General features: G+C 59.3%; 22 protein-coding genes. 9 read left to right on the top strand and 13 right to left on the bottom strand.

Annotation, left to right across the window (positions count from 1 at the left end):
- Positions 1 to 116 precede the first annotated feature (116 nt).
- Positions 117 to 509, top strand: coding sequence for a hypothetical protein (locus tag RDA78_RS24390; protein ID WP_434052357.1), 393 nt, complete (start codon positions 117 to 119; stop codon positions 507 to 509).
- On the opposite strand, the gene pcaF is transcribed toward RDA78_RS24390, so the two are convergent.
- Both pcaF and RDA78_RS24380 read right to left on the bottom strand, forming a co-directional pair.
- Positions 476 to 1,681 carry a 3-oxoadipyl-CoA thiolase gene (pcaF, locus tag RDA78_RS24385; protein ID WP_434052356.1) on the bottom strand — a complete coding sequence of 402 codons (1,206 nt, stop codon included), beginning with the start codon at positions 1,679 to 1,681 and terminating at the stop codon, positions 476 to 478. The two genes, RDA78_RS24390 and pcaF, sit on opposite strands and share 34 nt — an antisense overlap.
- Positions 1,682 to 1,777: 96 nt before the next feature.
- On the bottom strand, positions 1,778 to 3,166 hold the full coding sequence (locus RDA78_RS24380) for a mannose-1-phosphate guanylyltransferase/mannose-6-phosphate isomerase (RefSeq protein WP_434052355.1): 1,389 nt from the start codon (positions 3,164 to 3,166) through the stop codon (positions 1,778 to 1,780).
- Between the two features lie 179 nt (positions 3,167 to 3,345).
- Between RDA78_RS24380 and RDA78_RS24375 the strand changes: the two genes are divergently transcribed.
- From RDA78_RS24375 to RDA78_RS24340, 8 genes are all read left to right on the top strand, one after another.
- Positions 3,346 to 4,197, top strand: coding sequence for an ATP-binding cassette domain-containing protein (locus tag RDA78_RS24375; RefSeq protein ID WP_434052354.1), 852 nt, complete (start codon positions 3,346 to 3,348; stop codon positions 4,195 to 4,197).
- Positions 4,187 to 4,987 carry a metal ABC transporter permease gene (locus RDA78_RS24370; protein ID WP_434052353.1) on the top strand — a complete coding sequence of 267 codons (801 nt, stop codon included), beginning with the start codon at positions 4,187 to 4,189 and terminating at the stop codon, positions 4,985 to 4,987. Before RDA78_RS24375 ends, RDA78_RS24370 begins: the two co-directional genes overlap by 11 nt.
- Positions 4,988 to 5,027: 40 nt before the next feature.
- The gene (locus RDA78_RS24365; RefSeq protein WP_434052352.1) at positions 5,028 to 5,438 is read left to right on the top strand and encodes a Fur family transcriptional regulator; all 411 of its coding nucleotides are present in this window, start codon (positions 5,028 to 5,030) and stop codon (positions 5,436 to 5,438) included.
- A gap of 168 nt (positions 5,439 to 5,606) precedes the next feature.
- On the top strand, positions 5,607 to 6,188 hold the full coding sequence (locus tag RDA78_RS24360; protein ID WP_434052351.1) for an NnrU family protein: 582 nt from the start codon (positions 5,607 to 5,609) through the stop codon (positions 6,186 to 6,188).
- Between the two features lie 194 nt (positions 6,189 to 6,382).
- Positions 6,383 to 7,063, top strand: a complete 681-nt coding sequence (locus tag RDA78_RS24355; protein WP_434052350.1) for a tetratricopeptide repeat protein — start codon at positions 6,383 to 6,385, stop codon at positions 7,061 to 7,063.
- Entirely contained in the window at positions 7,060 to 8,412 is a 1,353-nt protein-coding gene (locus RDA78_RS24350) for a PQQ-binding-like beta-propeller repeat protein (protein WP_434052349.1), read from the top strand. Before RDA78_RS24355 ends, RDA78_RS24350 begins: the two co-directional genes overlap by 4 nt.
- A 152-nt stretch (positions 8,413 to 8,564) precedes the next feature.
- Entirely contained in the window at positions 8,565 to 9,992 is a 1,428-nt protein-coding gene (der, locus tag RDA78_RS24345; RefSeq protein WP_434052348.1) for a ribosome biogenesis GTPase Der, read from the top strand.
- 80 nt (positions 9,993 to 10,072) lie between these two features.
- Positions 10,073 to 10,873 carry an inositol monophosphatase family protein gene (locus RDA78_RS24340; protein WP_434052347.1) on the top strand — a complete coding sequence of 267 codons (801 nt, stop codon included), beginning with the start codon at positions 10,073 to 10,075 and terminating at the stop codon, positions 10,871 to 10,873.
- A gap of 188 nt (positions 10,874 to 11,061) precedes the next feature.
- Here RDA78_RS24340 and RDA78_RS24335 read toward each other — a convergent pair whose 3' ends face one another.
- From RDA78_RS24335 to rpsF, 11 genes are all read right to left on the bottom strand, one after another.
- Complete coding sequence (locus RDA78_RS24335; RefSeq protein WP_434052346.1) at positions 11,062 to 11,433, bottom strand: VOC family protein; 372 nt, start codon at positions 11,431 to 11,433, stop codon at positions 11,062 to 11,064.
- Between the two features lie 122 nt (positions 11,434 to 11,555).
- Positions 11,556 to 12,281 carry an SDR family NAD(P)-dependent oxidoreductase gene (locus RDA78_RS24330; RefSeq protein ID WP_434052345.1) on the bottom strand — a complete coding sequence of 242 codons (726 nt, stop codon included), beginning with the start codon at positions 12,279 to 12,281 and terminating at the stop codon, positions 11,556 to 11,558.
- A gap of 11 nt (positions 12,282 to 12,292) precedes the next feature.
- Positions 12,293 to 13,759 carry an amidophosphoribosyltransferase gene (gene purF / locus RDA78_RS24325; protein ID WP_434052344.1) on the bottom strand — a complete coding sequence of 489 codons (1,467 nt, stop codon included), beginning with the start codon at positions 13,757 to 13,759 and terminating at the stop codon, positions 12,293 to 12,295.
- 152 nt (positions 13,760 to 13,911) lie between these two features.
- Positions 13,912 to 14,523, bottom strand: a complete 612-nt coding sequence (locus RDA78_RS24320; RefSeq protein ID WP_434052343.1) for a CvpA family protein — start codon at positions 14,521 to 14,523, stop codon at positions 13,912 to 13,914.
- Between the two features lie 73 nt (positions 14,524 to 14,596).
- Positions 14,597 to 15,991, bottom strand: a complete 1,395-nt coding sequence (gene radA / locus RDA78_RS24315) for a DNA repair protein RadA (RefSeq protein ID WP_434052342.1) — start codon at positions 15,989 to 15,991, stop codon at positions 14,597 to 14,599.
- An 11-nt stretch (positions 15,992 to 16,002) separates the two neighbouring features.
- Positions 16,003 to 17,145, bottom strand: a complete 1,143-nt coding sequence (alr, locus tag RDA78_RS24310; protein ID WP_434052341.1) for an alanine racemase — start codon at positions 17,143 to 17,145, stop codon at positions 16,003 to 16,005.
- Positions 17,146 to 17,290: 145 nt separating this feature from the next.
- On the bottom strand, positions 17,291 to 17,566 hold the full coding sequence (locus RDA78_RS24305) for a PilZ domain-containing protein (protein WP_434052340.1): 276 nt from the start codon (positions 17,564 to 17,566) through the stop codon (positions 17,291 to 17,293).
- 198 nt (positions 17,567 to 17,764) lie between these two features.
- The gene (locus tag RDA78_RS24300; protein ID WP_434052339.1) at positions 17,765 to 19,249 is read right to left on the bottom strand and encodes a replicative DNA helicase; all 1,485 of its coding nucleotides are present in this window, start codon (positions 19,247 to 19,249) and stop codon (positions 17,765 to 17,767) included.
- Between the two features lie 369 nt (positions 19,250 to 19,618).
- Positions 19,619 to 20,230 (bottom strand): 50S ribosomal protein L9, encoded by a 612-nt coding sequence (gene rplI / locus RDA78_RS24295; RefSeq protein ID WP_434052338.1) that lies wholly within the window; start codon positions 20,228 to 20,230, stop codon positions 19,619 to 19,621.
- Between the two features lie 108 nt (positions 20,231 to 20,338).
- Positions 20,339 to 20,587 (bottom strand): 30S ribosomal protein S18, encoded by a 249-nt coding sequence (gene rpsR, locus RDA78_RS24290; protein WP_029066450.1) that lies wholly within the window; start codon positions 20,585 to 20,587, stop codon positions 20,339 to 20,341.
- 6 nt (positions 20,588 to 20,593) lie between these two features.
- Positions 20,594 to 21,022 carry a 30S ribosomal protein S6 gene (rpsF, locus tag RDA78_RS24285; protein WP_434052337.1) on the bottom strand — a complete coding sequence of 143 codons (429 nt, stop codon included), beginning with the start codon at positions 21,020 to 21,022 and terminating at the stop codon, positions 20,594 to 20,596.
- Between the last annotated feature and the right edge of the window lie 315 nt (positions 21,023 to 21,337).

Raw genomic sequence — 21,337 nt, 5'->3', positions numbered from 1 at the left:
TTAACCTTACCACCTAAAATACAACTTAAAACTGAGCAATCTGTATTGCCTGTTTCGCGTGCATCGCCTACCACCTCAAGAGCTTAACGTTTTGTTAATTAAAGCTTGGGGTTGAGATGCGGTTCGTAGCCAAGAATTTTCATATAGTTGTTTTCGCTTGCTTTTCTTTGATTGTTGCGGTCTGGGTTGCAACCGAGCCCGGGCGTGCGGAAAAGATAGCTCGCCCTCTGGTGGAAGATGCCCGCGAGGTCAAAGCGTTGGCATCCGGCGCGTATCGGGAGCTGCGAGACTTTCAATGGCGCGCGGCGTTCGACGAGTTTGTGACGATGTACATCACGGCGATGCGCTTGCCGTCCCTGGTCTTCGAGAGGTTGGCCGAGCGGCTCGACAAATTCAATGACGACATTTCCAAGCGGGCACAAGGCGCGCCCGCTCTGACCCCGGACACGGATGCGAATGGGCGTTTAGCGTTCCATCACGCGGATGCCAGCGCGAGCGCGATGCCCTGACCCAAGCCTATGCACATCGTTGCAAGCGCAAGCTTGCCGCCACGCTTCTTCATTTCAAGCGCGGCAGAGCCGGTGATGCGTGCACCCGACATGCCGAGTGGATGACCGAGAGCAATAGCACCGCCATTGGGGTTCAGCGCGTCGCCGTCTTCAGGCAGTCCAAGGTCGCGCATGACTGCAAGCGCCTGCGCGGCAAAGGCCTCGTTTAGTTCGATCACATCGAATTCACCTGGCGACAGGCCAAGATGCGCGCAGAGTTTTCGCGTCGCCGGCGCAGGGCCAATACCCATGATCCTCGGAGGAACCCCGGCGGTCGCGCCGCCGAGATAGCGCGCAATGGGGACGAGATTGAATTTGCTGACGGCGGTTTCCGAGGCGAGCAGGAGGGCTGCCGCACCGTCGTTGACCCCCGAGGCATTCCCCGCAGTAACGGTTCCGTTTTCCCGGAAGGGTGTTTTCAGCGCTCCGAGCGCATCCCTGGTCGTTTCAGGCCTTGGATGTTCGTCAGCCGTGATCAGGATCGGGTCACCCTTTCTTTGCGGGATCATGACCGGCACGATTTCTTCCTCGAGGCGCCCGCTTTTGCGAGCCGCTGCCGCCTTTTGTTGACTTCTGAAGGCGAAATCATCCTGGTCCGTGCGCGAAATCGAAAACTCCGCCGCGACGTTCTCCGCCGTTTCAGGCATTGAATCGATGCCGTACTGACGTTTCAACAGCGGATTGACGAACCGCCACCCGATCGTCGTGTCGTAGATCTCGGCCTTTCGCGAGAACGCGGCATCGGCTTTCGGCATGACAAGCGGCGCTCGCGACATGCTTTCAACGCCGCCGGCAATTGCAATCTCCATTTCACCGGCCTTGATGGCCCTTGCGGCGGTCATCACGGCATCCATGCCGGAGCCGCACAGCCGATTGAGGGTAAGACCGGGCACGGTGTCGGGCAGCCCGGCAATAAGGGCTGACATACGCGCGACGTTGCGATTGTCCTCGCCCGCCTGGTTGGCGCATCCGAAAAAGACATCGTCAAGCAGAGTCCAGTCCAGGTCCGGGCTCCGCTCCATGAGGGCTTCGATCGGAATGGCGCCGAGATCATCGGTGCGAATACCCGACAGTGCGCCGCCGTAGCGGCCAATGGGTGTTCGGACGTAGTCGCAGATAAAGACATGGTGCATTGGACGTCATCCCGGAAACGCGGTCTCAAAGTCTTGGTCTTGGACAACCTTTCCGCAGATTGCAAGCGCGGTTCCGGCGATTGTCAGGCAGCACCGTCAATCGGTATGGCGGACGATGTCGTCCTCGGCAAGATATGTGCCCGATTGCACCTCGATCATTCTCACGGGTATCTTGCCTGGATTGTGCAGCGTATGACGTGCACCCAGGGGAACATAAGCGGACTGATTTTCTGTCAGCAGGCTTGTCTGGCTGTCGATCGTGATTTCCACGGTTCCCGACACCACGATCCAATGCTCGGTTCGGTGCAGATGGCTTTGCAGGCTCACTCGCTGTCCCGGCTTGATCATCATGGACTGCACTGCGAAGCGCTCGCCCGCGTTGATCCGTTCCGTGTATCCCCAGGGCTTGTAGGCGCGGGTGTGGCGGTCGACTTCGTCGCGGCCTTCGGCTTTCAGCTGATCGACAACCCGCTTGACGTCCTGCGCACTGTTCTTGTGGGCAACAAGCACGCTGTCGCTGGTCGCGATCACCATCACGTCTTCGAGTCCGATCACCGAAACAAGACCCTGCTGCGAGTAGGCGAGGCAATTTCGGCTTTCCAGAAAGCGTGTATCGCCGAGGCCGGAGTTGCCGCGCTCATCCTTGTCCAGCACTGTCCAGATCGCGGACCAGGATCCAAGATCGTCCCACTCGGGCGCAACCGGCGCGCAGGACACGTTTTGCGCCTTTTCCATGATCGCATAGTCGATTGAAATGTCGTCGAGCTCCGCAAAACGCGTCTCGTCGAGCCTTGTGAAATCCAGGTCACCGTGCCGTGTTTCCATGACCTCGCTGACGGCCTTGAACAGGTCGGGCTGATGGCTCTTGAACGCGTTGATCATCGTGTCCGCGGAATAGAGAAAGATACCTGCATTCCAGACGTAGCTGCCGTCATCGAGAAAAGCCTTCGCCCGATCAAGATCCGGTTTCTCGACGAATTTTTCAACGGCGCGGACAGGCGTCTCTCCAGGCGCAACCTTTATGTACCCGTAGCCCGTATTCGGTTCTGTGGGCGTGATGCCGAAGGTTACAATCGATCCGTCACGGGCGGCATTTTCAGCCGAACGGACTGTTTCCAGAAAGACGTCTTCCTTGCGGATGAGGTGATCTGAAGGCAATAGGAGAATGAGTGCGTCCGGATCGATTTCTGCCGCGACGATTGCCGCCATGAGCGCGGGTGGCGCCGTGTTCCGGCCCACTGGCTCAAGCAAGATGCTCGTTGCCGCAATTCCCAGTTCGGCGAGTTGTTCTCCCATTTGAAACCTGTGGGTGTTGCTTCCGATCACGATCGGATCGGCAAACCCCAGCTGCCGCACCCGTTTACAGGTCTTTTGAAAAAGGCTTTCCCCTTCGAAAAGGGGCAGAAACTGTTTCGGCCGGTCTTTGCGGGACAAGGGCCACAGGCGAGAGCCGACACCGCCGGACAAAATGCATGGAAAGATCATTGAACCAAACCTGAAGAAAAACGTTACCGGACATTAGCTTATACACGTCAATGCATCTGAATTAATTAATGGTTCATGTCAACGGACGGGTTCTGACTTGACTGTTTTTCATGTAACAATATAACGCGAGTTCCTGTTTTCCGCTGGAAAACCGGGCGTATTCGGTACAGGCTTGGCAAATGGTCCTTGAAAACAATCAGTTGGTAGCACTCGACAGGGCAGGGATACGCAGAGGCGAACGCTGGCTTGTAAGAGGGGTCGACCTCTCGGTCTCTCCGGGCGAGATTGTGACCCTCATTGGTCCGAACGGATCCGGAAAGTCCACAACCGCGAAAATGACGCTGGGCATATTGAAGCCTTCGGAAGGGGCAAGCCGGCGCAAGAGGGGCTTGAAGGTCGGTTACGTACCGCAGAAGCTCACGATCGACTGGACCCTGCCTCTGACGGTTCCGCGTTTCATGCGTCTGACCAACGCTCTGACGGATAAAGAATGCTTGAGCGCTCTGGAGCAAACCGGTGCGCACCATCTGCTCCATGCCGAAATGCGAACCCTGTCCGGCGGCGAGATGCAGCGCGTCATGCTCGCAAGGGCGATTGCCCGTAAACCTGATCTTCTTGTGCTGGATGAACCGGTGCAGGGCGTCGACTATGCCGGTGAAATCGCCATCTACGGGCTCATTTCACAAATCCGGGATGCGCTGGGATGCGGTATATTGATGATTTCACACGATCTTCACGTGGTGATGGCCGCGGCTGACCAGGTGATCTGCCTGAACGGGCATGTCTGCTGCCGCGGTACGCCGTCGGATGTCAGCAACAACGACCAGTACCAGGCCCTGTTTGGAACGCGGGCGAGCGCCGAGCTTGCTGTCTATAAGCACAAACACGATCACGTCCATCTGCCTGACGGATCGGTAAGGCATGCGGACGGAAGCATTTGCGATGATTGCTCCGGAGAGCATCACGACCACGATCAAGCCTCAAAAAGCGCTCCTGAGAATGCGTCTGGCGGAGCCGTGCATGCTGGATGACTTCTTCACGCGGGCGCTCGTTGCGGGCGTTGGGGTGGCGCTGGTGGCTGGACCCCTCGGCTGTTTCGTGATCTGGCGTCGAATGGCCTATTTCGGAGATACGTTGTCGCACGCCGCGCTTTCGCTCATGTTCGATGTCAATACGACCCTGGCGGTCGGCGCGACCTCCGTAGCACTGGCCTTGATGCTTGTGTCCCTGCGCCGAAGTGAGGTTCTCTCGTCGGACGCCCTGCTGGGGCTTTTGTCACATTCCGCGCTCGCGCTTGGACTGGTGTGCCTGGCCTTCATGACCTGGGTCCGCGTCGACCTCCTTGGCCTGTTGTTCGGAGACATACTCGCGGTAACACGTCTCGACATTGCCATGATTTATGGTGGTGGCGCTTTCGTTCTTTTCGTCCTGGTTGTAGTATGGCGCCGACTGTTCGCCGCGACAGTCAACCCGGACCTTGCAGGCGGGGAGGGCCTGGAGCCCGAAAGAATGGAGCTGGTGTTCATGCTGCTCACGGCGATCGTGATTGCAATATCGCTCAAGATTGTCGGCGCATTGCTGATTACCGCGCTCCTGATCATCCCGGCGGCCGCAGCACGCAGAATTTCCGCCTCTCCGGAACAGATGGCGTGTCTTGCAGCTGTTATCGGAGCGGTCTCCGTTGTCTCGGGGCTTTACGGCTCGCTGACATATGACACCCCATCAGGCCCGTCCATTGTCGTGGCCGCAATGACATTATTTGTCCTCAGTCTTGTCCCTGTAGGGGGACTCATGAGAAGAGTGAAGCCAGGCTCCGACTGATGACATCTCGTGCTGGCAAAAAGAAATCAGGAGACCGTCCGTGTCCGCTCATGCGCATCCAGAATTGACGAAAAACCAGTCACTGGTTTTCGGTTCGCTCTCTGAAGCCGGCGGGCCGCTGACGGCCTATGCGATCCTGGATCTGCTTCGCGAAGACGGGTTCCGGGCACCGCTTCAGGTCTACCGGGCGCTCGACAAGCTGGTCGAATACGGCATGGTGCATCGGCTGGAAAGCCTGAATGCGTTTGTCGCTTGCGCTCACACGGGGTGTTCAGCGCACGGGGCGGCGGCGTTTGCCATTTGCGAACAGTGCGGCGATGTCATCGAGTTCACGCCGGACGAGGCGCTCAAGGTGCTGGGCGAATGGACGAAAGCGCAGCAATTCAGCCTTTCCCGGATGACGATCGAACTGCGTGGAACCTGCAGCACCTGCGCGTTGAAGGCAATTTGAACGCATAAGGAGCCGGTTATTTTCCGCACGCTGCCGCTCCGCCCTCCTTGATTTGGAAAGGTATGCACGCACGCGCGATCATGTTGCAGCCCGGGCCAACGCCTCCTATGGTCCGTCAGCACACGCGGCGCCAGTCGGCAGTTTGCGGGGAAATTGAGGGAGAACGGCATGGCTCTGCTTGTGGCCGGTTTGGTGTTGTTTCTGGGAATTCATGCGGTGCCGATGTTGCCGGCATTTCGCGGCGGCCTGGTCGAGAAACTGGGCGAAAATGGTTACAAGGGCCTTTTCAGTCTCGTATCCTTCGCGGGTTTGGCGCTGACGATCTATGGATACGGCGAAGCCCGTTTTGACGGAGCGCCCATCCTCTACGACCCGCCGGTCTGGCTCAGCCACGTGACAATGCTGCTCATGGTGCCGGTTTTTATTTTCCTGGTCGCGGCCTACATCCCATGCAAGATAAAAAAGGTTCTCAAGCACCCCATGCTTGTCGCCGTGAAGCTTTGGGCGCTGTCGCACCTTCTGGCGAACGGGGATCTGGCTTCGGTTTTGCTCTTTGGCGGGTTTTTTCTTTGGGCGGTGCTTGATCGCATTTCCGTCAAGCGCCGAGGCCCTCTTGCGAGCCAGGGACCGGCTGCTGGAGCAGAACCGGGCCGGTACTCCGATGTCTGGGTGATTCTCATCGGGTTGGTTTTGTACGGGCTTTTCGTGTGGAAGCTGCACGTCCTGCTGATCGGCGTTCCCGTCGCCTAAGCGCGGGCGCGAAAAATCCCTCGGGATTTTGTCATTTCCGGACAGATTGCCCCACTTGCGCCACGAAGGGGGGCTTAAAGCCCGTGCAGGGAATTGCCCAAGACGGATCAAATGGATAATGTGCGCCACTCGAAACAGGGTGGTAGCTCAGCACGCGAACGGGCCGCTGAGATCAATGCAGGAAATAGACACGCATGTCTGATATTTTTCGTGAGGTCGATGAGGACATCCGCCAGGAGAAATACCGCCGGCTTTGGAACAAGTTCGGTATGTGGATTATCGGCTTCGCGGTGCTGATTGTCGTCGGTACGGCCGGGTATCGTTTCTGGCTGGGGTACGAGGAAACGCAGTCGCAGAATGCCGGGGATAAATTCTTCGACGCTGTTGCGCTGTCCGAGCAGCAGCAGTTTCAGGAAGCAGCTGAAATCTACAGTGAACTGGAGAGTTCGGTCGGCGGATATCCTGCACTTGCAAAGTTCCGCAGTGCCACGGATCTCGCCAATTCCGGCGAGTCACAGGAAGCGCTTGATGCGTTCGATGCTCTTTCACGCGACAATGCGCTCATGGAAGCGATGCGGAATGTGGCAGCGCTGCGTGCCGGCTATATCGCCGTTGATACGGAAGACTACACTGCGGTGGCGGATCGGGTTGAAGGCCTGACCGGGGACACCGGTCCGTTCCGGGCAGCCGCGCGCGAGCTGCTTGCACTGAGTGCCTGGAAAAACGGCGACTTTGAAACCGCCAGCCGTTGGATTACAGCGCTGGAAGATGATCCGGAAACACCGGTTGACGTTAGCCGGAGAGCATCGCTGCTCGGCGAGGTGATCCGCGCAAATGACGGCAGTGCAACGTCCGGTGAGGGAAGCGACCAGTGATTTTTGCAGCAGGCTTTGGCGGCAGGCATACGCTGCTGGGAATATTCGCACTTTCGCTGGCATTGACCGGTTGCGGATCGGTGAGCGAGTTTGGCGATTCCATCAATCCGTTTTCGCGTGAAAAGATCCTGCCCGGCGAGCGCCAACCCGTCTTTGATGGTGCTGATCCCGCTGCCAGGGCACTTGGCCAGACCGCCAATGTCGGCCCGGCAACGGGCGGGCAGACATGGACGACCAGCGGTGGCGGGCTGACCAACGATCCGGGAAATGTTGCCGTGTCCGTCTCCGGCAGCCAGTCATGGCGCTCCAACGTCGGAACTTCCGGGCGCGGACTGACGTCTTCCGCCCTGAGACTGTCCGCGCGGCCGGTGAGCGACGGCAGCAAGATCTACATATACAAACCCAATGGCGAGGTTGTCGCGCTGTCGACCGGTGGCGGGCGCGTCTGGACCCAGAACCTGCGGCCGGAAGGCGAGCGGGATGTCGGGCCAGGCGGTGGCGTTACCGTTGCCGATGGCGTGGTCTACGCGGCGACAAGCTACCGGCAGCTGATTGCACTTGACGCCGGCTCCGGACAGGTATTGTGGACCGCCGATCTGGACACGCCTGCGCGTGGTGCTCCGGTTGCCGGGGCTGGACATGTTTTCGTGGTGTCGCAGTCCAACGAAGTCTACGCCCTTTCGCAGTCCGACGGGGCGATTGCCTGGACTTATGCGGGCATTGAGGAAACCGCAGGCTTGCTGTCGGTTGCAAATCCGGCGATTTCCGGCAACCGCGTGATCGTTCCCTTCTCCTCGGGCGAAATCATGGCCATTGACATCAAGTCCGGTGAGGCGGAATGGATTGACAGCGTCTCCCGCGGGTTCAGAACCCTGGCTTTGTCGGGCCTTGCCGATGTCTCCGCCAGCCCGGTCGTTGCAGACAACATGGTTTATGCAACCGGGGTTGCCGGCAGAACGGTCGCAGTCGATGCCAGGACCGGGTTGCGGCGCTGGGAACAGGATCTCGGCAGCGTACACACGCCTGTTGTGTCGGGTAGTGCCATGTTCATGGTGGATCTCGACGACCGCATGGTGGCGCTTGACCTGAAAAACGGCGAGACGTTGTGGGCAACATCCCTGCCGCGCCCGGAAAAGAAGAAGCGCCGGCGCAATTGGGCCGGGCCCATTCTGGCAAACGGTGCCCTGGTCGCGTTTTCCAGTGACGGGCAGATTGCGATCGTGGATGCAACGACCGGAAACATCATGACGTCGCAGCGCACGAATGCCGATGTCTATGTGACGCCGATCGTCGCCGGCGGCCGGATCATCGTCCTGAGCGGCAACGACGGGGTCACCGCATTTAACTAGATTGGCGCTGTTCCCGTTGCCTCGTTGCGATGGAAACCGGTGATCAGGATTCGAATAAAGAGCGATTTGTCCGCGGTCTTGCGGACAAATCGCGTTTTGGCGCGGCTTTGGGGTTGGGACCTGCATCTGCCCGCCTGTCAGGAGAAACTGCTGTGGGCGCAACTGTCGCCATTGTCGGACGGCCGAATGTCGGCAAGTCCACCTTGTTCAATCGTCTGGTCGGCAAGCGGCTGGCGCTGGTTGACGACACGCCGGGCGTCACCCGGGACCGTCGTCCCGGCGACGCGCGCCTGGGCGACCTTCGCTTTACGATCATAGATACGGCCGGGCTCGAGGAAGCGGACAGATCCAGTCTTGAAGGGCGCATGCGCCGGCAGACGGAAGAGGCGATCGACACCGCCGACGCTGTTCTGTTCCTGATAGATGCGCGCGCCGGGGTAACTCCACTGGATGCGCATTTCGCGGACGTCGCGCGGAAAACCACGCGTCCGGTGATCCTTTTGGCAAACAAGGCCGAGGGGCGTGCCGGAGAAAGCGGACTTTACGAATCCTATTCCCTGGGCCTTGGCGAGCCGATTGCAATTTCGGCTGAGCACGGCGAAGGCCTGGCTGATCTTTATGATGCGCTGAAACCGCATGTGGACCGGGTAACCGAAGAGGAAGAGGCGCGCCGCGAGGAAGCGATCACCAATGTCGACGTGAACGAAGACGGCGAGCTGATTGATGAAGAAGATCCGGTCGGGACGGCGGAGCGACCGCTTCGCGTCGCCATCGTCGGCAGGCCCAATGCGGGCAAGTCGACGCTGATCAACAAGATGCTCGGCGAGGACCGGATGCTGACCGGGCCGGAGGCAGGCATCACGCGGGACTCCATATCCGTGGACTGGACCTGGCGCGAACGGCACATCAAGCTGTTCGACACTGCCGGGATCCGCAGGAAGGCGCGCGTTCAGGAAAAACTCGAGAAGCTCTCCGTCGCCGACGCGCTGCGTGCGATCAAGTTTGCCGAAGTGGTTGTGGTCACGCTCGACGCCACGATGTCTTTTGAAAAGCAGGACTTGCAGATCATCGATCTGGTGGCGCGTGAAGGGCGCGCGCTGGTGATCGCGATCAACAAGTGGGATCTAATCGAGGATCGCGAAGCGGCTTGGAGAAAGATCCGCGACGCGAATGAACGGTACTTCAACCAGATCAGGGGCGTCCAGATCGTCACGCTTTCCGGCATTCAGGGGCAGGGCATCGAGCGCCTCGTGGAGACCGTTTTCAAGGCATACGAGGCCTGGAATGCACATGTTTCGACGGCCAAGCTGAACCGCTGGCTCGACAGGGTCACGGCAAATCACCCGCCTCCGGCGGTCGCCGGACGGCGCATTCGCTTGCGCTACATGACGCAGCCGAAGACCCGGCCGCCGCATTTCGTAGTTTTCTGTTCGCGCCCCGAACAGCTGCCTGAAAGCTACACCCGCTATCTGGTCAACTCAATGCGGGAAGCTTTCGACATCAAGGGCACGCCTGTCCGTCTTGTCTATCGCAAGGGTGAAAACCCCTACGCCCCCAAGAAGAAACGAAAGATACAGTAGCAGCCGGTTTGTCGGACCGTCCGCTGCAATGAGTGTGTTTTTCCGGCTTTGCTCGAAAGAGATAATGAAGGAGCTTTTTGATGATTTCCGAACGACTTGCATTTGCCGAAAGCCTTGCGATCAAGGCAGGTGAACTCGGTCTGGAATATTTTCGAAAGCTGGACACGCTGACGATTACCCAGAAGGGACACCAGGATCTGGTCTCCGAAGCGGACAGAAATGTTGAGACGCTCATCCGGAAGGAACTTGCGGCCGCCTATCCCGATGATGGAATTCTGGGCGAAGAACACGGCATGGAAGAAGGCGCATCAGGGTTCACCTGGGTGACTGATCCGATTGACGGCACCGCGAACTTCGTCACCGGCATCCCGCAATGGTGCGTCATCATCGCCTGCGTGCATCAGGGGCAGGTGATCGTCGGCGTCATCCACGATCCGGTCGCCGGTGAAACATTCACCGCGGGTGCCGGGCAGGGCGCGTTTTTGAATGGCAAGGCAATCCGTGTGTCGGACAGCGACAGCCTGGCGGTTGGGTCGGTTGGTGTCGGCTTCAATGGCCGCACAGCGATCACCGATGCCGTCAATGTCGTCGGCGCGCTGGTCTCCAAGGGAGGCGTGTTCTTCCGCAATGCGTCAGGCGGCCTGATGCTCGCCTACACCGCGTCCGGACGCCTGATCGGCTATGTCGAATCCCACATGAATGCCTGGGATTGCCTGGCCGGCATGCTGCTGATCAGAGAAGCCGGTGGCACTGTCATGGATCAGGACGTCAATCATGCGCTTTATCACGGTGCCCGCATTGTTGTCGGTTCGCCAGGCGTATACGGCGACCTGAAGGAAATCGCGGACAGCTCCTTCGCGCCGCTCGAAGCGGCTGAATAACCATCTGCTAGTGCGGTGAATTTGAAGTTCGCATCATTGCTTCTGCAGTCTCCGAAGCGAACTTCAAATTCGTAAACCGCACTAGAAACATAGACTTGCTAGTCACCTTCTTGAATCTGAAGTTCGTTCAAAGCCCGCTGCAAAATGAGTCGAACTTCAGATTCAGGTGACTAGATCAAACGGATAGTCTAGACGTGCTGGTCGACCAGGACCGGGTTTCCATCCGGGTCCACCAGCACGAAACTGGCCGGGCCACTGGTGGTTTCATCGGCTTCCGACTGAAAGGCATAGCCTTTGGCCTTGAGCTCTTTCTGCAACTCCCGGATATCCTGAAACTCGTCGAGTGTCTGCGCGCTCTGATCCCAGCCGGGATTGAACGTCAGCATGTTTTTCTCGAACATGCCCTGGAACAGGCCGATGACGGTGTCACCGTTCTTCAGGATGGCCCATTCGTCCGATCCCGAGCCGCCCAGATCCGAAAACCCGAGTCCTTCGTAAAACGCCTTCGATTTCTGAAGATCCTTGACCGTCAGGCTGATAGAAAACGCACCGAGCTGCATGACACGGCCTCCTGTACCGTTGATTGAACCAACGGCATGGTTTCAAAGGCCGAGAAATGTTGCAAGCTCTGCAGCGCAGTTCCAGTCAGGCGACATACGCCTGGGTGAGCAAAGCGCACCGTTCAGCTGGACCACTCGCCGCTGACACGGTCGAACACGCCGCCTGTGCGGTAAACGTCCGGCGAGACGAGGTCCACGATTTCCCCGGCAATTTCGGCCGGGGTCGGCAGGTTTTCCGGTGTTTCGCCCGGCATCGCTTTGGCGCGCAGCCCCGTGCGCGTCGGACCCGGATCGACCAGGTTGATCTTCATGTTCGTTTGCAGGCTCTCATTCGCCCATGTCTTTGCCATCGCTTCGACCGCGGACTTGCTGATCGACTGCAATCCCCAGAACGCGGTGAGGGTCTGCGACTGAACAGACGTCAGGAAGAGCGCGCGCCCCGCGTCGGACTGCCGCAGGAGAGGGTCGAGCGATCTGATCAGACGCCAGTTGGCGGTGACGTTCACCGCCATCACCTTTTCGAAATCCTTCGGGCTGATATGCCCGAGTGGGGACAGAACACCGAGCATGCCGGCATTGCCGACCAGAATGTCGAGTTTCTTCCAGCGCTCGAAGATGGCTGCGCCCAGGCGGTCGAGTGCATCAAAGTCCGTCAGGTCCACGGGCACCAGGGTCGTCTGACCGCCGGCCGCCTTGATCTCGTCGTCGAGATCTTCCAGTCCGCCGACGGTGCGGGCGAGGGCGATGACGTGCGCACCTCGCGCCCCGAGAAGCTTTGCAAGGTGATAACCAATACCGCGGGAGGCGCCGGTCACAAGGGCGATCCGGCCTTCAAGATCTTTCGTCATGTTCTTGTCTCTTACCCGACCTCCACGAGCCGCGGCGCGCTGACGAAGTCGTTGTCTTCCGACAGGTCCGTCAGGGGCGTCGGGTAGTCGCCGGTAAAGCAGTGGTCCGTGAACTGTGGGTTCGCGTCATCGCGCCCGTCATAGCCCATCGACCTGTAAATGCCGTCGACGGAGAGGAACGCCAGGCTGTCGGCGCCGATATAGGCCTGCATCTCTTCCAGGCTGTATTTTGCCGCAAGAAGCTTTTCGCGAACCGGTGTGTCGATGCCGTAGTAATCCGAGTAGCGGATCGGCGGGCTGGCGAGGCGGAAATGAACTTCGCTCGCGCCTGCTTCGCGGATCATCTGGACGATTTTAACGGACGTCGTGCCGCGTACGAGGCTGTCGTCGACGAGCACGACGCGCTTGCCCTCGATCTGCGCCCGGTTCGCCGAATGCTTCATCTTGACGCCAAGCGCCCGGATCTGCTGGGTCGGTTCAATGAAGGTCCGGCCGACATAGTGATTGCGGATGATGCCGAGTTCGAACGGAACGCCGCTCTCCTGGCTGAACCCGATCGCCGCCGGAACGCCGCTGTCCGGAACCGGGACAATCACGTCGGCCTCGACGCTGGTCTCGCGCGCGAGCTGTTTGCCCATTTCGCGGCGAACGTCATAGACACTCCGGCCACCGACGATCGAATCCGGCCGGGAGAAATAAATGTACTCGAAAATGCAGGGCCGGGCCGTCTGCTTGCCGAACGGGAAATAGGACTGGATACCCGTCGAGGTGCACACGATGACTTCGCCGTTTTCCACTTCCCGGATGAATTTCGCACCGATGATGTCGAGGGCACAGGTTTCCGAGGCCAGGATAGGTGCGCCGTTCAGGTCGCCAAGCACAAGCGGCCGGATCCCAAGCGGGTCGCGCGCGCCGATCAGTTTCTTGGAGGTCAGGGCCACGAGTGAGTAAGCACCCTCCATCTGCATGATCGCTTCAATGAAGCGCTCGACGATCTTGCCCTTTCGGGAGCGGGCCACCAGCTGCAGCACCACTTCTGAATCCGACGTCGACTGGCAGATGGCACCGTCGCGTATCAGCTGCTGTCTCAGGGTGAGGGCGTTGGTGAAGTTGCCGTTGTGACAGACCGCGATACCGCCGCCGTCGAGTTCGGCGAAGAGCGGCTGCACGTTCCGCAGGATCGTTTCGCCGGTCGTTGAATACCGGACATGGCCGATCGCGGCCCGGCCCGTCAGCCTGCCGATCGTTTCGGCGTCCGAAAAGTGATCGCCGACCAGACCCAGGTGGCGCTCGGCCCGGAACTGCTCATTGTCGAATGTGACGATCCCCGCTGCCTCCTGGCCACGGTGTTGCAGAGCGTGCAACCCGAGCGCCGTCAGCGCGCTGGCATCCTCGTGTCCGAGAATTCCGAACACGCCACACTCTTCTCGAAGCGTGTCGCCGTCCATAAGATCATGCACTTCGGTTCCGCCAGCCATGGCGAACACTCCTTCTTATGTTGGCTTGGCGATGAAACCAGCCCGGAAGTTGATTGCTTCGCTATATGCGCGAAAGCAGCATTGTCGTCCAGCACAGGGCAAGGCGAAGGCAGGACATGTCTGTCACAATTCGTAATGCGCCTGTTCGGGCGTCAGTTGTTGTCGCTCGTCAGCTGCTCCAGCCCCTGACGTTCAGCGTCACTGTATTCCGGCTCTTCGGACGGCGCTCCGGCGCCGCTGCCTGTCAGGTCGGCATCCCTGATCCTGTCGAGGATCGCCTTCTCCGGATCCTCCGGCAGCACCGCAACAAGGCGTTCGCCGATCGAAAGCAGAATGGGCCGCGACTTGGCGTCAAGTACCCATTCCGGCTGCTGGTCCGGTTGCACGAACCAGTTGAAGAACATCATCGCCACGACGACCAGAAGCAGGCCGCGCACGGCGCCGAACACGAAACCGAGTGTCCGGTCGAGTGCGCCGATCCGGCTGTCCAGGACGAAATCGGAAATCCGCATGGTTATGTAGCTGACAACGACGAGCGTCACCAGGAAAACAGCGGCAGCCGAAGCTCCCGCGGCAACCAGATCGTGAGATATGTATTGTTTTGCATAGGGCAAGACCCGCTCGTAGAGCAGAAATGCCGCAGCTGCGGCCGCAACCCAGGAAACGATCGACAGAACTTCCCGGACAAAACCGCGGATCATCGCAAGAACCGCCGAAATGAACATGATGGCCAAGAGCAGTCCGTCCAGAATGGTTATCGGCATGTTCCTGAAAAGTCCCTTTGTCTGGCGCTCACATGCGCTTCAATCTCAATCCCGATCCGCCCGGCATTTTGCGTCAAGTGCCCCCCGACGCACCAGCCTCAGCGGACAGTTTGGCAACAAAGTCCCCAAGTTCCGCAAGGCCTGTTGCCTTGAACGGCGACCCTGCACCGTCCTTCAGGTTTCCTTCCGGACATATTGCCTGGTCAAAGCCGAGTTTTTCCGCTTCCTTGAGCCTTGATTGCGCCTGGGCTACAGGCCGGATGGCTCCCGACAAGCTGACCTCGCCGAAATAGACGCAATTGGCCGGAAGGGCAAGCCCGCTGAGCGATGATATCAAGGCCGCCGCGACGGCAAGATCGGCCCCGGGTTCGTTGATTTTAAGGCCGCCCGCCACATTCAGGTAGACATCGTGCTGCGAAAAGCGGACACCGCAGCGCGCTTCGAGCACGGCCAGGATCATGGAGAGGCGGGCGTTGTCCCATCCGATGACAGCCCGGCGCGGAGTGCCGAGCGTAGACTGGGCGACGAGGGCCTGGATTTCGATGAGCAGCGGCCGGGAGCCTTCGAGACCTGCGAAAACGGCAGCGCCGGGGGCGGACGTGGTTCGGTCGCCAAGAAAGAGCGCCGATGGATTGGCGACCTCCACAAGGCCCTTTCCCGTCATTTCGAAGACGCCGATTTCGTCAGTGGCTCCGAACCGGTTCTTGACCGACCGCAGGATGCGGTACTGGTGCGCCCCGTCGCCCTCGAAATAGAGGACGGCGTCGACCATGTGCTCGACAACCCTGGGGCCGGCTATCTGGCCGTCCTTGGTGACGTGGCCAACGAGCACGAGGGTCGTACCGTTTTTCTTCGCATAGCGCACCATCGCCTGCGCGGAGGCGCGAACCTGCGTCACCGTTCCAGGCGGCGATTCCACCTGGTCGGTCCAAAGGGTTTGAACGGAATCGAGGATCAGCATTGCCGGCGGCTTGTCCACCTCCAGCGTTGCAAGAATGTCCTCGACACTGGTTTCCGCCGCCAATGCGACCGGCGCATCCGACAGGCCGAGGCGTTCGGCACGCAGACGGACCTGACCGATGGCCTCTTCCCCCGAAATATAAACTGTCTTGTGGCCGAGATGGGCCAGTTGTGCGGCCGCCTGAACCAGTAACGTGGATTTCCCGATCCCCGGATCGCCGCCGACCAGCAAAGCGGAACCGCGGACAAAGCCACCGCCGGTGACCCGGTCCAGTTCAGCGACATTTGTCTGGATCCGGGGTGCTTCCTTGGTGTCGCCCGACAGGCCGACCAGCGGGACGACACGCCCCTTGCTGCGTGCGGCGCGTGCCGGACCGCCGCCGATCCCGCCGCCCGACTGCTCCTCGACGATCGTGTTCCATTCACCGCAGGACTCGCAGCGGCCGACCCATTTTGCGGTGATTGCGCCACATGACTGGCAGACAAAGGATGTGGACCGCCGGGCCATGCAATCTCCAGTCAGGCGAGGGGGGCGTAGACGCGCTCGAAGCGCCGCCCGAGACTTGTCAGGTATTCGTAGTCGATCGTGTCCGCATAAGCCGCCAGATCCGCCGCTGCAACACCCGGCCCCATCATTTCCACATATGCACCGCGTTCGAGCAGGTGGTCCGGAATGTCAGTCACGTCCAGCGTGATCATGTCCATGGAAATGCGTCCGAGGATCGGGGCCTTGTGACCTGAGATCAAGGCGAAACCGCCGGGTCTCTCATCCGTTGAGCCGGCACGGCGGATCATCCCGTCGGCGTAGCCCGCGGCCACCACGGCGTTCTTGAGAGGGCGTTTGGCCGTGTGCATCGCGCCATAGCCGATCGTGTCGCCCTGCGGCACGTCACGCACGATCATGATCCGTGCCTCAACCTTGGCAACAGGTGCCATCGGGTTGGGTTCGTCATCGATTGCCTTACCGCCGTAGAGCGAGATGCCGGGCCGTACGATATCGAAATGATAGTCCGCCCCCATCAGCACGCCAGCGGAGTTGGCGAGCGATCTCGGTATGCGGGCATGGGGAGCCGTCACCTCGCGAAACAAATCGAGCTGGCGCTTGTTCATCTCGTGAGCCGGAGTTGAACCGCATGCCAAATGGCTCATCAGGAGTGATGGCACAAAAGGGCCCATCGCTTCGGTATCGCCGAGTGCGCCGGAAAACTCCGCCGGAGAGAGGCCAAGACGGTGGATTCCGGTGTCGACATGAACGGCGGCATCGAAGGACCTGCCGGATGCCTTGCAGATCGCAATCCACTCCTTCAACTCGGCAAGAGAGCCGAGCACCGGCCGTATGTTGTGTTCAAGATATGGGCCGCTTGTGCCGGGCAGGAGACCGTTCAGAGCGTAGATGGTCGCCTCCGGCAAGACCCGCCTGAGCGCGACCGCCTCGGCCGGCACGGCGACAAAGAACGTTCGGCATCCGGCCGCGAACAGCGCCGGTCCAACCACCTGTTGGCCTGTCCCGTAGGCATCTGCCTTTATGGCCGCGGCGCATTCACTTCTTCCGTTCAGCCGATCGTTCAGAAAGCGCCAGTTTCGTGAAACGGCGTCGACGTCTATTGTAAGCCGGCCGCCATAGAGATCGGACTGGTATCGGTTTTCTGGAGGGGCTGACACTGTCTGGCGCTGCTCCGGCACTTTGGACGGCTCGAGGATTCGCGCGCCAGTCTAGCCCATCGTCCGGGAAAAGTTCCAATTCAAAAACTGGTAAAATAGACCAAAACTTGCGCATGTTTCACAGCACAGGACGCCCTGGTGCTGCTCAATCCTGATACAGAAATTCGATGCCGGCCTCGTCCGTCCGGATCCAGCGGATCTCGCCGTGAAAGCGCAACATCTTGCTTTCCACCTCAAGCACGATTTTCTCGTTACGTTTCAGGCCTTTTGTCTTGGTCGCAATGCGGCAGCCACCCGCGCTGATGTCTTCAACGACGCAGGGCTGATGAGACTTCTCGAATTTCAGGATTCCGGGCCACTTGCAACGCTTGCGCGGGAAGATCCTGGTCTCCTCGAGTATTTTCTGCGTCGGTGGAAGCACGTGGGTCGTTCCCGGTGTGAGGCGCAACTGACTTAATATTATTGACCTAAAGTAAGAAAAGGGACTTAAGGATGGTTTAAGATTGTTACTTTGTGCAATTCGAAATTGTGGTTAAGTTAGTTGTATTCATAGGCAAACTTCTACCAGGGCGTGTTTTTTGGCGACAGCTCGAAGGTGCATTGGACCCGCGCTGCGAACCTATTCGTAGCGCTGCGGCAGATGATCGTCTTCCGCAAGATCGGAAAAGCGCGTGAATTCGCCCTGGAAGTGGAGGTTGGCCGTTCCTGTCGGTCCGTGACGCTGCTTTGCGATGATCACCTCGGCTTTGCCTTTGGCCGCATCGTGCTTGGCCTCCCAAGCGGCATATTCCGGCGACCCGACCTCAGGCTCGGTCTTGGAGAGGTAGTATTCCTCGCGATAGACAAACAGCACCACGTCCGCGTCCTGCTCGATCGATCCGGATTCGCGAAGGTCGGACATCATCGGCCGTTTGTCGTCGCGCGATTCGACCTGGCGGGAAAGCTGGGAGAGGGCAATGATCGGTACGTTCAGCTCTTTTGCGAGCGCTTTGAGGCCGGTCGTGATTTCCGTGATTTCCTGGACCCGGTTGCCGGAGTTCTTCGCGGAGCCGGACAGAAGCTGGATGTAGTCGACGACCAGAAAGTCCAGTCCGCGTTGCCGCTTGAGCCGGCGCGCCTTCGCCACGAGAGATGCAATGGAGATGCCGCCGGTCTGGTCGACGTGTAGCGGAACCGACTGCATGGTCTGCGCGCATGCGGCAAGTTTCTCGAACTCAGCTTCCGTGATGTCACCGCGGCGGATCTTGGAAGACGAGATTTCGGCCTGTTCGGAAATGATACGGGTTGCCAGCTGTTCGGCCGACATTTCAAGGGAAAAGAATCCGACAACGCCGCCATTCACGGTCTTGATTGCACCGTCCTTTTGTTCTTCCGCCTTGTAGGCCTGGGCGATGTTGTAGGCGATGTTCGTGGCAAGCGAGGTTTTGCCCATTGCCGGACGTCCCGCAAGAACGATCAGATCCGAATGCTGCAGGCCGCCCATGAGCCGGTCCAGTTCACGCAACCCGGTGGAAATGCCCGACAGGGCGCCTTCCCGGTTGTAGGCGGCGTGGGCCATTTCGATCGTTTCTGTGAGGGCGTCGCCGAAAGCAACAAAACCGCCTTCGCTTCGCCCGGTTTCGGCAAGCTCGAACAGCCTGCGCTCCGCGTCGTCGATCTGTTGCCCCGGGGGCACATCGATCGGCGCGTCGAACGCGATATTGACCATGTCTTCGCCGATTCTGATCAGGTTCCTGCGAATTGCGAGATCGTAGATCGTGCGCCCGTAGTCTTCGGCATTGATGATCGAAGCGGCATCACCGGCCAGGCGCAGCAGGAACTGCGTTGCGGACAGGTCCGCAATTTTCGCGTCGGCCGGGTAGAAGGTTTTCAGCGTGATCGGCGACGCGGTCTTGCCGGCACGGATGAGATGGCCGATTTTCTCGTAGATGTCCTGGTGGGACGGAACGAAAAGGTGGTGCGGTTCCAGAAAGTCGGACACCCGGTAAAAGGTTTCGTTGTTCACCAGGATGGCCCCCAGTAGCTGTCTTTCAGCTTCTGCATTATGCGGCGCGAGACGTTGAACGTCTTCTTCTGTTTCGACCTTCTTAAGCGTGCCCTTCATACCGACCCCCGATGACCCAAGTCCATTGGGCATACCTTCACTTGCTGGCCGTCTCAAGGCTCAAAAACAGCTGTCTCTGTTTCCCACCGGCTTATGCAGATCAGCGGGGATAGACTCAAATCCGCCTTGACTCCAAAGCAGTTTGAAGACTCAAGGCGATAGCTCTTAGTCATTGAAATCAATTATGTTTTTAAACACGCTAACAGACAGTTAACGAATTCCGCTGTGCTTTCAAAGCCTTGCCTGAGAATCTGTACCTGTTGGATTAGGGGGGTGCTACCGGGTGCCGCAAAGATTGCCGGCAAAACAAAAAAACGGCGCTGCAAGCAGCGCCGTTTCATAAATTCGCCGGAATGAATCAGAAGCCGTTCAGACTTCTTCTTCCGTTGCAGCTTCCTCGGCAGCTTCGCCTTCGCCGTCGGTTTCAGCCGCAGCTTCTCCGTCTCCGTCTTCGGCTTCTTCGTCTTCCTCGAATTCGAAGACGTCCTGCTCAGGGGTCGTGAGGTCTTCACCGGCAGCCTGGCGTACCGCTTCGTCTTCGGAGCGGGCAACGTTCACGCTGATGGTCACTTCGACTTCCGGGTGCAGGCGGATCAGAACGCTGTGGAGGCCGATCGTTTTGATCGGCGTACGCAGTTCAACCTGGCTGCGGGCAACAGAGAAGCCGGCCTCGGTCAGGCCTTCGGCAATGTCGCGCGTGGATACGGAACCGTAGAGCTGGCCTGTCTCACCGGCGGACCGGATCATGACCAGCGCTTCACCGTCCAGTTTGGAGGCGACGGCTTCGGCTTCGCTCTTGCGTTCCAGGTTACGTGCTTCGAGTTGTGCACGCTCGCGGTCGAAACGCTCCAGGTTGGCCTTGTTGGCGCGAAGCGCCTTGCCCTGCGGCAGAAGATAGTTGCGGGCATAGCCGTCACGAACGCGGACGGTGTCGCCCATCTGTCCGAGCTTGGCGATGCGCTCAAGAAGAATGATTTGCATTTTGTTTCTCCTACTGTCCCGCCATGTGGCGGTTAGAGACCGTTTCTCCGCGGTCCCAATACGGATCTCCCGGGCAGCCCCGGGAGAAGCAGGTTCTGTTCAGCGGCCTTAGCTGATCACGAACGGCAGCAGGCCGAGAAGGCGCGCACGCTTGATGGCGCGGGCCAGCTCACGCTGCTTTTTCGCGGAAACCGCGGTGATGCGGCTCGGAACGATCTTGCCGCGCTCGGAAATGTAGCGCTGCAGCAGGCGGATGTCCTTGTAGTCGATCTTCGGTGCGTTGGAACCGGAGAACGGGCAGGTCTTCCTGCGGCGGAAGAAGGGACGGCGGCTTGGAAGCTGTGCAATATCAACCATTGTCTCTTACTCCTCTTCACCACGGCGCGGCGGACGGCCACCACCCGAACGTTCACCGCGGTCGCCACGATCACCACGGTCGCCACGGCCACCGCCACGGCGGTCGTCACGATCACGCTTCTGCATCATTGCGGACGGTTCTTCGTCCAGTTCGTCGACCTTGAAGGTCATGAAGCGAAGAACGTCTTCGCTGAGGCCCATCTGGCGCTCCATCTCGGCAACAGCCGCATGCGGCGCCGTGATGTTCATCAGCGTGTAGTGAGCCTTGCGGTTCTTCTTGATGCGGTAAGCGAGGGACCGCAGACCCCAGGTCTCGATTTTGCCGACAGATCCACCAGCGCCTTCGATGAGGCCCTTGAACTGTTCGACGAGCGTTTCGACCTGCTGGGCCGAAACGTCCTGGCGCGCCAGGAAAACGTGCTCATAAAGAGGCATGGATATAGCCTTTCTTCGTGTTGACAACGCGGGATTGGCGCAAAGCCTCCTCGTAGACCCGGAAAGGCGAACGAGAAATCTTACGGGAGTGGGAACACGGGAAGTCGGATCTTTTGAAAGGTCCTGGCAAACGCCCTTCCGTTCAGCCCCCGGCCAAAGCCCGGATGAAGCGCGCTCTATACCCTGTTCTGGGTGAAATGCAAGGGCAATCGCTTCAAACGGCGAAATCGTTGCCTATCTAACTTCCATGATGTCGGCGCATGGCTTGATGGACTGACGGCAGCGGAACAGGGTAGAGTGCTTGAGAACACGAAA

Origin of the sequence: Roseibium sp. (assembly GCF_051016195.1) — a bacterium.
Classification (GTDB): domain Bacteria; phylum Pseudomonadota; class Alphaproteobacteria; order Rhizobiales; family Stappiaceae; genus Roseibium.
The sequence above is the reverse complement of the archived record's forward strand: the minus strand, read 5'-3'. Positions and strand labels throughout refer to the sequence as shown.

Excerpts from the sequence above, each read along its gene's own strand:
- rpsR (WP_029066450.1), bottom strand. The coding sequence starts at position 20,587 with ATGGTTGATATTGCACAGCTTCCAAGCCGCCGTCCCTTCTTCCGCCGC.
- purF (WP_434052344.1), bottom strand. The coding sequence starts at position 13,759 with ATGGCTGGCGGAACCGAAGTGCATGATCTTATGGACGGCGACACGCTT.
- RDA78_RS24320 (WP_434052343.1), bottom strand. The coding sequence starts at position 14,523 with ATGCCGATAACCATTCTGGACGGACTGCTCTTGGCCATCATGTTCATT.
- RDA78_RS24340 (WP_434052347.1), top strand. The coding sequence starts at position 10,073 with ATGATTTCCGAACGACTTGCATTTGCCGAAAGCCTTGCGATCAAGGCA.
- radA (WP_434052342.1), bottom strand. The coding sequence starts at position 15,991 with ATGGCCCGGCGGTCCACATCCTTTGTCTGCCAGTCATGTGGCGCAATC.
- rpsF (WP_434052337.1), bottom strand. The coding sequence starts at position 21,022 with ATGCCTCTTTATGAGCACGTTTTCCTGGCGCGCCAGGACGTTTCGGCC.
- RDA78_RS24375 (WP_434052354.1), top strand. The coding sequence starts at position 3,346 with ATGGTCCTTGAAAACAATCAGTTGGTAGCACTCGACAGGGCAGGGATA.
- pcaF (WP_434052356.1), bottom strand. The coding sequence starts at position 1,681 with ATGCACCATGTCTTTATCTGCGACTACGTCCGAACACCCATTGGCCGC.
- RDA78_RS24335 (WP_434052346.1), bottom strand. The coding sequence starts at position 11,433 with ATGCAGCTCGGTGCGTTTTCTATCAGCCTGACGGTCAAGGATCTTCAG.
- RDA78_RS24360 (WP_434052351.1), top strand. The coding sequence starts at position 5,607 with ATGGCTCTGCTTGTGGCCGGTTTGGTGTTGTTTCTGGGAATTCATGCG.
- RDA78_RS24390 (WP_434052357.1), top strand. The coding sequence starts at position 117 with ATGCGGTTCGTAGCCAAGAATTTTCATATAGTTGTTTTCGCTTGCTTT.
- rplI (WP_434052338.1), bottom strand. The coding sequence starts at position 20,230 with ATGCAAATCATTCTTCTTGAGCGCATCGCCAAGCTCGGACAGATGGGC.
- RDA78_RS24330 (WP_434052345.1), bottom strand. The coding sequence starts at position 12,281 with ATGACGAAAGATCTTGAAGGCCGGATCGCCCTTGTGACCGGCGCCTCC.
- RDA78_RS24380 (WP_434052355.1), bottom strand. The coding sequence starts at position 3,166 with ATGATCTTTCCATGCATTTTGTCCGGCGGTGTCGGCTCTCGCCTGTGG.
- RDA78_RS24300 (WP_434052339.1), bottom strand. The coding sequence starts at position 19,249 with ATGAAGGGCACGCTTAAGAAGGTCGAAACAGAAGAAGACGTTCAACGT.
- RDA78_RS24370 (WP_434052353.1), top strand. The coding sequence starts at position 4,187 with ATGCTGGATGACTTCTTCACGCGGGCGCTCGTTGCGGGCGTTGGGGTG.
- RDA78_RS24355 (WP_434052350.1), top strand. The coding sequence starts at position 6,383 with ATGTCTGATATTTTTCGTGAGGTCGATGAGGACATCCGCCAGGAGAAA.